General features: G+C 39.8%; 14 protein-coding genes and 1 pseudogene. 12 read left to right on the top strand and 3 right to left on the bottom strand.

Features of this window, described 5'->3' with window-relative positions; all coding sequences use genetic code 11:
• Positions 1–13 precede the first annotated feature (13 nt).
• From RDS42_RS01020 to RDS42_RS01000, 5 genes are all read left to right on the top strand, one after another.
• On the top strand, positions 14–757 hold the full coding sequence (locus RDS42_RS01020; protein WP_308781963.1) for a hypothetical protein: 744 nt from the start codon (positions 14–16) through the stop codon (positions 755–757).
• Between the two features lie 62 nt (positions 758–819).
• The gene (locus RDS42_RS01015; protein ID WP_308781962.1) at positions 820–1,368 is read left to right on the top strand and encodes an AbrB/MazE/SpoVT family DNA-binding domain-containing protein; all 549 of its coding nucleotides are present in this window, start codon (positions 820–822) and stop codon (positions 1,366–1,368) included.
• Position 1,369: 1 nt separating this feature from the next.
• Complete coding sequence (locus tag RDS42_RS01010) at positions 1,370–2,425, top strand: SAM-dependent methyltransferase (RefSeq protein ID WP_308781961.1); 1,056 nt, start codon at positions 1,370–1,372, stop codon at positions 2,423–2,425.
• Between the two features lie 294 nt (positions 2,426–2,719).
• Positions 2,720–3,280 carry a hypothetical protein gene (locus RDS42_RS01005; protein WP_308781960.1) on the top strand — a complete coding sequence of 187 codons (561 nt, stop codon included), beginning with the start codon at positions 2,720–2,722 and terminating at the stop codon, positions 3,278–3,280.
• A gap of 71 nt (positions 3,281–3,351) precedes the next feature.
• Positions 3,352–4,449 carry a hypothetical protein gene (locus RDS42_RS01000; protein WP_227209925.1) on the top strand — a complete coding sequence of 366 codons (1,098 nt, stop codon included), beginning with the start codon at positions 3,352–3,354 and terminating at the stop codon, positions 4,447–4,449.
• Positions 4,450–4,521: 72 nt separating this feature from the next.
• Here the strand turns inward: RDS42_RS01000 and RDS42_RS00995 are convergent, their stop codons facing one another.
• The 3 genes from RDS42_RS00995 to RDS42_RS00985 are packed head-to-tail and all read right to left on the bottom strand — an operon-like array spanning position 4,522 to position 6,749.
• On the bottom strand, positions 4,522–5,109 hold the full coding sequence (locus tag RDS42_RS00995; RefSeq protein WP_308781959.1) for an SOS response-associated peptidase family protein: 588 nt from the start codon (positions 5,107–5,109) through the stop codon (positions 4,522–4,524).
• A 43-nt stretch (positions 5,110–5,152) separates the two neighbouring features.
• Complete coding sequence (locus tag RDS42_RS00990) at positions 5,153–5,461, bottom strand: hypothetical protein (RefSeq protein WP_227209924.1); 309 nt, start codon at positions 5,459–5,461, stop codon at positions 5,153–5,155.
• 19 nt (positions 5,462–5,480) lie between these two features.
• Complete coding sequence (locus tag RDS42_RS00985; protein WP_308781958.1) at positions 5,481–6,749, bottom strand: DNA polymerase IV; 1,269 nt, start codon at positions 6,747–6,749, stop codon at positions 5,481–5,483.
• A 411-nt stretch (positions 6,750–7,160) separates the two neighbouring features.
• Here RDS42_RS00985 and ligA point away from each other — a divergent pair, with 411 nt between their 5' ends.
• The 7 genes and pseudogenes from ligA to RDS42_RS00950 all read left to right on the top strand — a co-directional run.
• Entirely contained in the window at positions 7,161–9,176 is a 2,016-nt protein-coding gene (gene ligA / locus RDS42_RS00980) for an NAD-dependent DNA ligase LigA (RefSeq protein ID WP_308781957.1), read from the top strand.
• Between the two features lie 10 nt (positions 9,177–9,186).
• Complete coding sequence (locus RDS42_RS00975) at positions 9,187–9,603, top strand: hypothetical protein (protein ID WP_004223763.1); 417 nt, start codon at positions 9,187–9,189, stop codon at positions 9,601–9,603.
• Between the two features lie 119 nt (positions 9,604–9,722).
• Entirely contained in the window at positions 9,723–10,409 is a 687-nt protein-coding gene (locus RDS42_RS00970; RefSeq protein WP_308781956.1) for a DUF3990 domain-containing protein, read from the top strand.
• Between the two features lie 3 nt (positions 10,410–10,412).
• A complete protein-coding gene (locus tag RDS42_RS00965) occupies positions 10,413–10,658 on the top strand; it encodes a hypothetical protein (RefSeq protein WP_308781955.1) in 246 nt (81 codons plus the stop codon).
• Positions 10,659–10,734: 76 nt separating this feature from the next.
• The gene (locus tag RDS42_RS00960; RefSeq protein WP_308781954.1) at positions 10,735–11,196 is read left to right on the top strand and encodes an NADAR family protein; all 462 of its coding nucleotides are present in this window, start codon (positions 10,735–10,737) and stop codon (positions 11,194–11,196) included.
• An 86-nt stretch (positions 11,197–11,282) separates the two neighbouring features.
• On the top strand, positions 11,283–12,641 hold the full coding sequence (locus RDS42_RS00955; RefSeq protein ID WP_172538619.1) for an ATP-binding protein: 1,359 nt from the start codon (positions 11,283–11,285) through the stop codon (positions 12,639–12,641).
• A gap of 138 nt (positions 12,642–12,779) precedes the next feature.
• A pseudogene (locus tag RDS42_RS00950) lies at positions 12,780–13,414 on the top strand (hypothetical protein); the annotation flags it as partial.

Genomic DNA, 13,414 nt, shown 5'->3' with positions numbered 1-13,414 from the left:
AAGGAAAACATACATGAGTGAAAATTATCAAAACTCAATTACAGATCAGATATGCAAAGTACAGACCAGTAAAAAATTAATTGCACTGTATGACCGCCTCCGCTACACAAGTTATAACAGCTATGCACAGCTTCATGCAAAAGGAGAATTTGAAGAAAATGGTCATAAAGTTCACTCCCTTATTGGAATCTCCATACAGGATTACTCTAGTGGTACCGGTGATAAAAATATTATCACCCGTTTTCATCTGGCACCCGAACAAATTCAATTTCTGCTGTCCAGAGTTACCGCTGGCTTTCCTGAATTTGAATGGTCACAAAGTAAAATATTTGGTGTGCCGGATGGTAATGGCTATTCTACTGCACAACAGTTTTTTATTTCCCGCCACGTATATAACAACCAGCAGGAAATACTGACCAGCCCATGGAGAATTCAAATTAATAACGGAAAAGGTATCAAAAAAAAGAATCATAACGGCGGCACTTATATGCAGGCTCAAAGTTTTATCTCTGAAAAAAGTGCTTTTATACAATTGACAGATATGGATTTTTATATGCTGTTAAAACGTGCTGATTCCTATATCGTAAATTGGGAAAACTACGTTGCATCCTTCCTGATTCAAAACGGCAAACAACAATTTAAAAAGCAACAGGAAGCAAGAATGGCACAAAATATACAGCCACAGCCAGATGAAATGACTTCCTATATACAGGGACAGCCACAAGAGCAATATCTGAATGGTATGTATGTCGCTTAAAGAATTTCAACAAAGAAGCAGCCGAAAAGACTGCTTCTTTTTATAAAGGAAAGGAGATTTCTATGGATTATGCCACAACACTAAATATTGACCAACAAGGGCGGATCATTATTCCTGCCAAAGTAAGAAAAGCCCTACAGCTTCATACAGGCGATGTATTGATGCTGGAAGCTGACACACGCAACATCTGTCTTCGTAAATGCGACTCCCATATCCCTATGGATATCCGGTTAGACAGTTTTCTGGATATTTTACATAGTAATGTCCCTTGCCGGATCCTGTTATGTAATCATTCCAAAATCATTGCTTCCAAGAATTATCATACAGCACTTAATATGCCTGTAACAGAAAGTATTCAAAGGCTTCTGCAACAGGGAAAGATGAAATTATTCTCTGAAAAGGAACGCATATACCCTACTATGACAGGAAAATATCCCATATCAGCCTTTTTCCCTATTTCTAAAAAAGACGAATTGGGGGAAGCCCTGGGACTTTTACTATGTGCAAAAAATCAACAGCCTTTCAGCGAAATGGATCTAGGCTGTGCCAAAATGACTGCGGCGGCGATTTCCCGCTATCTCCAACAAAATTATGAAAGGACGGTGATATAAAATGAATGACTTAATGCTGCATCGGGCAGCACAATTATTAGAAGCTGAATTTGGTTCCCAATGGCGTACTGTCGCTGACATGCTTGGAACGGAAGGATTGCGAAAACGTGTAGGAAAGGAACTGACTTCTTTCATGGCATACCCAGAACGGGGAGAAGGCGGTAACAGCCAGTGGCGTGGTAACTGCTCCCCCGAAGTGGTTGCAGCACTTCTACGCTATTGCCTGGACGATAAGCGGTATTACGGAAAAGATACCAGCACCTTTACCCTCTTAGATCCTATGAGTGGCTCTGGGACTTCAAAGGCGGCGGCTGACCGTTATCAGGTACGTTCCCTGCTCTATGATCTAAATCCGGCACCTGCTTATGGAAAAGGTAACTGGAATGCCCTAAAAGATGAAGTGGAGGATTCCGCTGATCTCATCTTTTTCCATCCACCTTACCATAATATGATCCAGTATTCCGGAAATATCTGGGGAAACCCTCACCCGGACGACCTATCCCGCTGTGAAAACTATTCGGATTTTCTAGAAAAACTAAATCACTGTATCCGGAAATTTTTCCTGGCACTTCGGAAAGGTGGCAGGCTTGCCATACTGGTAGGCGATATGCGGCTCCATGGTAAATTCTATAGTATGCAGCATGATTTAATGCGGATGGGTGATTTTGAATCCTTTCTGGTAAAGGGCCAGTTTAATTGTGTTTCCGACAATCGGACGTACAAAAAGCCTTTCATTCCCATTGTGACAGAATATGCTCTGTTGCTGAAAAAAGCGGATTCTTTCATTATCCCCTTCAGCATCCGACAAGAAGGTGTGTTTTCTGTACAAAATACAGATATTCTTGCACTGACTTGGCATCATCTAATCCGGCTGACAATGGAGAGTATTGGAGGAAGAGGGGCTTTAAAAGACCTGTACGATTTATTAAAGGAACACCCAAAAGTGAAAAAGAATCCGCATTATCAGGAACGTATCCGTGCCACTTTATATGAACACCCAGACGAATATATACCTGTATCGAAAGGATATTTTCGTTTGAGTTACTCGGTTACATAAAAACGAGCCATGAAAAACAGATTTTCTATGACGCTACAAAAGGAGTGTGAACACTATGACAAATCGAAAGCACCATGTGAAAGATAAACAAATAACGACACTCTCTGGATGGTTTTATTCTCCGCTACGGGTTGGGGAACGTGCTATTATTTCCGGGGTCAATGGTTTCTCTATTCTAACATCTCCTATCCTAACGATTTTGGAGGTATCAAGTGACAGTATCGTTTTCGAAACAGAAAATACCATTTACCATTTGGTTCATACACCAGAGACCGTATCGGAAGTGATGTGTGCTTGAATAACATATATGAATTGGGAAGCAGGCTTTGTGAATTGCTTTCAACTTTAAAGAGAAACCGGGAATACGTTCCACTTGAAATTTTACAGACACAGTATCGGGTTCCTTATGAAACCCTAAAAAAGCAAATTGGTGATACAGCAACAGCTTTTGTAAAAGAAATTACATTATCAAAGCTTATGATAAATCCAGATGTATCTCTGGAAGAGCAGATTTCTGTTATCCAACAGGCCATTACAACATCTGGGATGCTCAAAGAAATGAGCTATACCTTATCAAAACTGTATGATGTGGAACTACTGCACAGGCAGGCATTAAAATTAAGGACATATATTGAAGATGCTTTATATCCATATATTGCCCTTCAGGATTGCCTTGTCGTTGATATGCAACGTGTAGAGGATACGCCAATTATCTACAATACAATTACCCAAAAGGTTTATGAGAATGGGCAATGGAGTAAACAGGATTTGGATCTGCATGGGAAACTATTAATCTATGTAAAATCCAGTCCTCCTATGCCTGCAGCAACAGAACAAATAAACAATGGATTCTAAATTCAAAAATTTTTATGTCAAAAAGGGAAACTTTTTATGGGTTTCCCTTCTTTGATAGAAAGGACGATTTTATGCATTTTTTATCATTAGTAACGCTGGAAATCCCAGAGATTATCGAAGACGAGAATACAAATAAAGAGATTGAAGAACAAATAGAAAAAGAGAAGGAAGTGCAAAACCATATTTTGCGTGAACTTATGTTAGGGAAATTACGCAGCTTAAAAACCACTTTTTCCAGAGAGGTCACATCATGCATCAATGACATTATGGAACCATACAGCGAAACTACAACGGATCAACGCTATCTAGAATTTATCGACCATACACAAGAGCTGGAGTATGATTATGAAAAGGGGACGACAGATTGCATCCGATTACCAAATGGTACTTTGGTAACGGAAAATCATCCCTCTTTCTTTAAAAAATATATCCTGCAGCAAGGAAAAGTTTTTCAACGTGATGCAGGACCATTGCATCACATAAAACGTACCAAGCGTGCAAAAAGGATGCGGGCAATGCTCTGTTATCCTAACAAAAAACTGTATCCTGATTTCCAATCATTTGCCGATGATGGATGGATTCCATTTAATGAAGAAGTACAAAAATATGGCTATTTTTGCAATCCAAATGCTATGTGGGACTGGTACTCAATCGGAGGCCGATGGGCAGATATGCTTTTAGTGAAAACCACCTGTAAAGATTATGTTCTTGGTGAACCAAGCTGGGCTATAGCAGATAAGACATGCCCGGCACCAGATGGTTATATGTGGGTTTCAGCGGCACGAAAAAAAGACATTGCTTGGCAATGTATGCACGACTGGGAAATACATACGGCAAAAGAACACTATCAAAAACTAAAACATATCTTTGAAACAGGAATCTGTGAAAAAGATTTCTACGGAAAAATGAACGATATTGGTATTTCCGTATATGGTGAGTATGTCTATCAAAAAGGGCAGTCTCTTTCTTCCTATCTAAAAAAGAATACCATTTCCCCAAAAGTAAAATATCCACTCCCACTTCATGACATCATTGATGAATCCATGTGGAGATCCCGTGATGATATTGTGATTGGGAAAGAAAGTTCTGATTGGTCTGAAGAAATTGACGGATATATTGATGGTTTATCAGAAGATACCGTATTAGCCTGTGTTGATTATCATATATAACTCTTTTCTATGTTTACAATCACCAAAAATGAAATGTTACAAAATTATCTGAGCCGCACTATGCGGCTCTTCTTATGAAAATAATTTCAGTTGTTCATATTCTGCTGTCCGATTCAACAGTATGGGATTCTTAGCAAGAATAAATTCTACCGCTGCATCCTCCATAATCCAATCTTCCAGTTCTTGTCGTTCCAAAAGCAATGGCATCCGTTCATGCACCGGTGCTACGGAAGCATTTGCCTGTGTAGTCAGAATAACAAAACGATTTTGACCATTATAGATTTGATAACACCCTGCCATAAATAATATGGTATCCTGCTTTTGGCTTTGAAAAGTATATTTTTCTTTGTTTTTATTCCATTCGTAAAAATGACGGGCGGGAATCACACATCTGCGATGTAGCACACTTTCTCGAAAGGTCTTCTTGTCCAGTATCGCCTCTGCCCTTGCATTGATAAGCAGCCCCTTTCCCTGGAACCCCGGAAAGCCCCACTGCATCTGCCTCGCAGCCACTTCCCTACACTCCTTTGTAAGTATAACTGCAGATTCAGACGGGTGGATGTCCTGTCCATGCTCTATCTTTAAACGCTGGTCCAGTTTCTTTACAATCTTCTCAATCTCCCGTGAAGTTTCATCATCCACATAATATCTTCCGCACATTTTCTGTCCTCCTTCATTCATATTTTACTTCATCCTGGGTATCTTATACAACCAGTTTCCATGCACAATCCTCCGGACAAAATAGAAGCACAAAATTGATTTGTTTTCCCAAAAGTACCGCCTGACATCTATACTTCCAGTTCACAATCCCCGCATACCACTGTTTTTCTACAGTCAGAACCTGAATATGATTGATCTGGATAATCTCTTCATCCTCCCCTTTTACCTTCAACATCAACGGCAAAGATTTTCCGGTAGCTGTGAACCAGCACTGGACTGCCACCTCATGATAGGTTCCGGATAAAGCCTCCTGCTCTGTATGCTCTGTATTTATTCCGATTCCAAATGCCACCGTTTCTTCCCCCTTCCCGCTATTCTGTCTTTAATTTCTCATAGTCCACAGAACGTTTTTCCCGTGAAATGCCACCACTCATGTGATCAATACACCCACCTAAAAAAGCCGCACGTATTACCGAGTCATTCCCATACCGTTTTCTGATCTGATCTATCGTTTCATCCATTTTTTCCAGCTTCTCATAATCATTCGTATCAAATAGATCCAATTGCCTCATATTCACCTGATCCTTGATGCGGCTGGTATGGATTCCCAAATGCCGGATGGGTGTCCCATCCCAGAGCTGGTCAAATAACTGGCAGGCACACTGATGAATCTCTTTCGTAATATTGGTTGCATTCTGAAGCGTCATCTGGTGACTGGCATAACTGAGATCATAATTCTTGATCCCTACTGCAATCACTTCTGCCCTGACTCCTGCTCCACGAAGTCTGCTTCCTACTGTCTCTGCCAAAGCCAACAGCACCAATTTTGCTGTAGATGCATCTGTCACATCAAAAGGAATCGTTGTAGAATTGCCGTATCCCTTATTGGCAGGCGGGGCAGACTGAACTACAGACACATCAATCCCATTTGCAAACCCCCAGACAACTTCCCCATGTTTCTTCAAATGTTTTTTTAAGTAACTCGGATCACTCTTTGCCAAATCTCCTATGGTACGAATTCCCAACTTGAAAAGTGTCTTTGTTGTTGCCCGTCCTACAAAAAACAAGTCGCTTACCGGCAATGGCCACATCTTTTTCTGTAACTCAGACTTCCATAGCGTGTGCACTCTGTCGGGCTTCTGAAAATCACTTGCCATCTTAGCTAACAGTTTATTCTCTGAAATACCGATATTCACTGTAAATCCAAGCCGTTCCTTAATCTGTCTCCGCATCTTCTCCGCTGCTTCCACTGGTGTCCCCCAAAGCAATTCCGTTCCAGTCATATCTACAAACGCCTCATCTATCGAGTATTGTTCCACTGCGGGAGAATACTCTTGCAAAATTCCCATAAAAGCTTTGGAACACCTCTCATACAGTCCATAATTCGGAGGCACTAAGATAAGATTTGGACATTTCTGTTTTGCTTCCAAGATTGATTCACCTGCCTGTATCCGATATTTCTTTGCTGGAATGGATTTTGCCAAAATGATTCCATGACGCATCGCCATATCCCCACCTACCGCTGACACCTGTTCTCTTAAATCGCCTTTCCATCCCAAATGATGCAGCCGATATACCGCTTCCCAGGACAAAAAGGCAGAATTTACATCTATATGAAAAATCACGTTTCCCAAACTCACGTTCCCCTCCTTTATATCTCATTATATAGAACATACGTTCTGAAATCAAGAGATAATATTTTCCATATCCATGCTTCCTCTATATATAGTAATTTTTCTCTCAGGATAAACAATATATAGCGTTTTTATATTGACACATACTACATATAGTGTTACACTTACTATGTAATTATTATTTGTGTCATCCGGAAAGGATATACGCACGCAGTTTAGGTTTGTAAAAGTGTCAGAAGTATACCACGCTACTAGCAGGGACTTCTGGCTTTTTTTATTTTGCAGGAAACTGCACGCATTAGAGAATGAACATCCGTGTCATTCTCTTTTTTTATGCCTGAACGCAAAGAAAGGAGGAAGAAAAACCGGAACAGATAAGAATTACAACTATACCATAAAAAAGGAGACAAGAATAAAATGAACCACTCTAATGAATTATCAAACGTGGAAAAAATCAAACAACTGGTGGACTATCTGAATTTACAGCGTAACGCTTATTATAATGAGAACAGTCCGAATATCAGTGATGCGGAATATGACCGAATCTTCGATGAATTAGTGGAATTAGAAAAGCAGACAGGCTTTGTCTTATCCAATTCACCGACACAAACCGTAGGCTATACTCCCATCAGTGAACTTCCCAAAGTAAAGCATCCGGTTCCTTTGCTCTCTTTAGATAAGACAAAGCAGGTACAGGACTTGATAAGTTTTGCCGGTAAGCAGCCAGTTCTGTTTATGCTGAAGTTGGACGGATTAACGACTAAATTGGTCTACGAAAATGGAACACTTGTAGAGGCTTCCACGCGTGGCGACGGAGAAATTGGGGAACTTATCACCCATAACATCCCTGCATACGTTGATGTCCCTCTCTCAATTCCATATAAAGGCCGGCTGGTGATTGTTGGAGAATCCTTCATCCCAACCAATGACTTTGAGCGTTTAAAAGAAACCCTCCGAGATGGAAAAGGAGAACCTTACAAAAATGGGCGAAATCTGGCTTCTGGCTCTGTGCGAAGTCTTGATCCGGCAAATTGTGCAGGGCGCTGTCTGCACTTTATGCCTTTTAATGTTCTGGAAGGTCTGGACTCTCCATTTCTCTTTCCAGACAGCAGATCTATAAAGGTTTCCAGCCTGTTTGACTATGGCTTCCAGCCTTGTCCTTATATTGTTGCAACCCAGCCTTTAACCTTGGATCTTGTAAACCAGTATATTGAAAATCTGACTGTTCTGGCAGGCAAAAAACATCTGCCTATTGACGGAATTGTAATGATTTTCGACAGTCTGGACTATTCCAAAAGCTGTGGGCGTACCGGACATCATTATAAAGATGGACTGGCTTTTAAGTTTGAAGACGAAACTTACGAAACCACTCTTCGCAATATAGAATGGACACCCACCCGTTTCGGAGAAATTGCACCTGTGGGAGTTTTTGACTCTGTGGAAATTGACGGATGCTCTGTTTCCAGAGCAACCCTGCACAATCTGACCTTTATCAAAGAATTAGAATTGGTGCCAGGTTGTAGAATTTCTGTATCAAAACGCAATATGATCATTCCTCATATTGAGGAAAACATGGAACGTGGTCATTATGTAAATGCAGTTCCTCCTGCATGTCCATGCTGTGGTTCTCAGACTCGTATCTATCAAAGAAAAGGAAATGATGGGCGTCTCATTGAAACAGTGCATTGTGACAATCCCAACTGTGATAGCCAGATCCGAAAACGCTTTACACATTTCGTTGGAAAAAAAGCAATGAACATCGAGGGACTCTCCGAAACTACCTTGGAAAAATTCCTGACTTTGGGTTATCTCCAGACATTTCCGGATATTTACCATCTAAATGAACATCAGGAAGAAATCTTACAGTTGGAAGGTTTCGGTAAAAAATCCTTTGAAAGATTATGGAATTCCATTACTTCCAGCCGGAATACTACCTTTGTCCGATTCCTGGTTTCCATGGATATTCCTATGGTCGGACGAACCAAAAGCAGGATTTTGGATACAGTATTCCACGGCAGTCTGCAGGAATTTTTTGACGCTGCCTCTGGTGACTATGATTTCACCCAGTTAGATGACTTTGGTGATACTCTGAATCAGAATATCCATGACTGGTTCTCTGATGAAAACAATCTAATTCTCTGGCACGAACTCCAAAAAGAACTTATATTTGAAGAAAGAAAGGAAATGAACACTATGATGAAAGAAAATGTATTTACAGGATGTACTATCGTTGCAACAGGAAAACTTGCTCATTTTACAAGGGATGAAATCAACTCCAAGATCATTGAGCTTGGAGCAAAAGCCGGCAGTTCTGTCACAAAAAAGACAGATTATCTGATTTGTGGGGAAAAAGCTGGAAGTAAATTAGCAAAAGCCCAGTCTCTCGGCATTAAGATTTTATCTGAAGATGAGTTTCTTGAAATGATTGCGTAAGGAGAAATCTATGAGTATCATTACATCCGTTTTTCATATCTATGGATTTCTTATTACAGAAGAGGCTGCTAATCTTATCCTTCGATATACAGAGGAAGTTTTTCCTGATTTATACAAAGAGTTCTCTGATCCAGAATCACTCTTAGCCTTTCAGGAATATCTTTGTGAGAAACTTGATGGCTGTCGTTATGGCACTGCCGAGTCTATGACGGTATGGAGGATCAAAGATCAGGAAGAACTGGACTTAAATCCAGGAGAAGAATTTTATATCATTGAACTTAAAAATTCTTCCCACTTATTTTCACAGGCGTATTCTTCTTATACGGAAGTTATCCAAGAAATTCAAGAAACGTTTGGTGAATTACTTCCTCCCGATTTTCCATTAGATGATTTTCTTGTGGAAATCATGGGCGAAGTATGGGGATAGTGAAATGGGGTGAATGCCCCATTTCAAACATCTTTTGCGACTTTTTATTTATAATTATTTTACCGTTGGAAAGCACCTTCTTTTTTGATATAATGAAAGCAAATGGAGGGATAACGTATATGAGTATTCAATCAGATATAGAGATGCTATCAATTGAAGCACTGGAATATTATGCTAAAAAGCACCAACTATCGGAAGACGATGCCTTTAATATTTTCTACAAACATCAAGTATTTGAAAAAATACTGGTACAACACGAAACGTTGCACCAATTAGATATTCATGATACTTTTCAATACGTAGAAGATATTATAGAAGAAGATACGCCCACGCTTGTTCTTTTCCATGGCTCCAATATTGCATTTGATAAAATCGATTTGAACAAATCACATAACCGTCGTGATTTTGGTCGTGGATTTTATTGCACAGTTCTCGAACAGCAGGCAAATGAATGGGCGAACCGCCTGTACTTGCGTACTCATACTGGCGGCAAATATGTGTATCGGTATATCTTCCAGCAATCCGGGGAACTAAAAATCAAACATTTTGCCACCTTGGACAAGGAATGGTTGGAGTTTGTCAAACTCAACCGTACTGTCGGCGGTATCCAGCATCACTATGATGTTGTAATTGGGCCTGTTGCGGATGATAATACCATGGAAACTGTACAACTTTATTTGTCCGGTATCTTGAGCGTGGATGAAGCGGTTACAAGGCTTCGGTATAATAAGGTTAATAATCAGGTTTCCTTTCACACCCCACTTGCTCTTGAACATCTGGTATTGGAATCTCGAAAGGATGTGTAAAACATGGAAGGTAAATATTTTTTTAACGGAAAAGATATTTCAATGAATCTGTATATTCAGATCCGGGATGTTGTCGATATTATTATGGAAAAGAGTAATCTTTCCTTTCCGGATGCCATGGGCAAATTTTATCACTCAAAAACTTACAAAGCCTTGCAAAATACAGAAAATACTCTTTGGGCGGAATCTGCTGGCTATATTGCAGACCGCTATTACGAAGAACAACAAGAAGCACAAATAAACAAATAACAAACAAAAAAATATGTTTAAGAAGGAACTGCTTACCATAAGCGGTTCCTTTTTTGTATAAGAAAGAAGGGATTACATGTATATTAATACCTATTCGAATCATTACCAGCAAACAATTGACCACTTTCATGGAGCATACGCTTTTCTTAGTAACTTCTATCCTTCCCGGATATATTACCGGGGCTACTGGTATGCAAATAATGAGGCTGCTTTCCAGGCACAAAAGACTATTTCCCCTAAAGAGCAGCTTCAATTTACCAAATTAAGGAATCCAAAAGATGCAAAAAAACTGGGAAGAGAAGTGCAGCTACGTTCAGACTGGGAAAGTGTAAAGCTTATGTACATGTATGAAATTTGTATGTGCAAATTCATGCAGAATCCTACCCTATATAAAGCATTACTTGCTACTGGTAATTGTCACCTTGTTGAAGGAAACAACTGGGGAGATTACTTTTGGGGTTCTGTAAATGGTCATGGCGAAAATCATCTGGGCAAAATTCTTATGGATATACGTGCAAAGCTTCAATTTGAATGTTAAAACATAATTTATCCAATTTGGCACTGTATGAACTGCAAATATTTTGCTATAATGAAAGATAGATTTTAAAGAAAGGATTTGTGCTTATGTATCTGAAGCGTTTTGTCTATGACCGTCTTCTGGATTGGAAAAATGAAGGAGGTCATAGTACCCTGGAAGTCGGTGGAGCCCGTCAGGTTGGAAAAACCTACCTGATACAGAAATTCGCTGACGAAAACTACAAACACAAAATTTATATTAACCTGTTTGAATTAAGCGGTAAACAGTTTATGGAATGTTATAAACAGGCAACCGACTGGACACCTGGAACAAAACGGCGGGAGCATCCTCTCCACGATGCCTTCCAGTTATATGAACCGGACTTTATTGATTCTGAAGATACCGTCATCATTATTGACGAAATCCAGGAGTCTTCCGAAATTTATAACCGTATCCGGGAGTTTACACGTCACTTTAAAGCCCATTTCATCATCACTGGAAGCTATCTTGGACGGATTTATGATCCAGAATTTCGTTATTCCAGTGGTGATGTCACAAAGCTTACTATCTACACACTTTCTTTTGAGGAATTTTTGATGGCCTATGACCAAAACCTGTATGAAGATTATAAAAAAATACCTTTTGTTCCTTCTAGGGCAGAGGTCTATGATCGCTTAAAGGAAACCTATGAGCTGTACTGCCAGATTGGTGGCTATCCCAAAGTGGTCGAAAACTATCTGGAAAACCGGAACATCGTAAAAGCTCAAGGCGAACTCGTAAAAATCATTGATACCTTTACCAATGAATCCATTCGCTATTTTACGGATATTTTGGATACCAAAGTGTTTACCCATATTTTCTTTTCCATCTGCCGTATTTTAAATCGTGAAAAGAAAGGATTTTCAGAAGACAGCATCAGTGAAGAATTGCAAAAACTGGTAACCAAAGACTACTCCAGCAATATTTCAAAGGCTACCTGCAACCGTGCCATTAGCTGGCTGTACTTTTCCGGAATCATCGGATTCTGTGCCAAAATAACAGAAATGGATATTCTGGATTTTAAGTCCGCAAGCCGCTGCTACTTCATGGATATGGGGCTGGCAAACTATTATCTAACACGTACCGGTACCGATTCCCGTGTACTTGCAGGCACATTAAATGAAAATTATGTCTATATCAACCTGAAGAAACGCCAAGATTTTCCACAGGAAATTTCCTTTGAAACCCCTGCTTTTGCTACCTACCGTGGCGGAGAAATTGACTTTGTAGCACAAAGCCTATCCTCTTCCACCCGCTATTTAATAGAAGTCAAAGCTGGAAAAGGTACTGCTTCTACTGCCCAGAAAGCTCTGGCTCAAGGAAAAGCAGATAAGCTTCTTTATTTAAAGGGAGCAACCAAAGGTGGTATAGACGGTAAAACAGAAACATTGCCTATTTATTTACTGGAGCAATACAAATTTAATTAAATTTATGTTTACGAAGAGACTGCTTTTGAGTGGTCTCTTTTTTATTTCGAAGGATTACTATGAACAATAGAAATGAATTACTGGAAAATTATGAATCTATGAGAATTGGCACGGATAAAACGTTACTTATAAGGGGGCATGGATTTATCCTGTGCCTCTTTTGCAAATGCCGATTCCATGCAAGAAAGGAATGGTATCATGAAGAATACAACGACTGAATTAAAATGGGGTAATGTCATCCTCAAGCCCGGACAACGTGTGCGGACAAGCGATGACAGCGATTATGCAGGATTAGAAGGTATCATTTTGGAAATTCATACTGGTGAAGATAAAGAAACCGACAATCTGACACCTGATATTCACTGCTGTTTTGATTATCCTGAGTCTGACGTACAAGTTCAGAAGCTAGAGGAACGATTCTCTTCCCTCTACAATATGTCCAAAAAACTGGATGCGCTTGCTTTAGATGAAGTAATCATGTCCCCGAATGAACTGATTCTTATTCCGGAAGAACCCACTCGTCTTCTTCATTATATTGGTACGGATGAATGGGCTCGCCCAGTATATCAAGATCAGTATGGAAAGTTGTGGAAAGATGTAGAACTTGGTGACTTTGAAATTCCTCATCTGCACTCTGCAGTCGGAAATGAATTTGATGGAGAACCGGATATGCCTATCCGGAAACCATTTAAAATTCTAACAGATAAACCGAAAAATCTGATATTGTCAATATTGGTTGACACATTCATCTCAAAGATATCACTGCCTATGCA

This window comes from uncultured Blautia sp., from assembly GCF_902497045.1.
Taxonomy (GTDB): domain Bacteria; phylum Bacillota; class Clostridia; order Lachnospirales; family Lachnospiraceae; genus Blautia_A.
The sequence above is the reverse complement of the archived record's forward strand: the minus strand, read 5'-3'. Positions and strand labels throughout refer to the sequence as shown.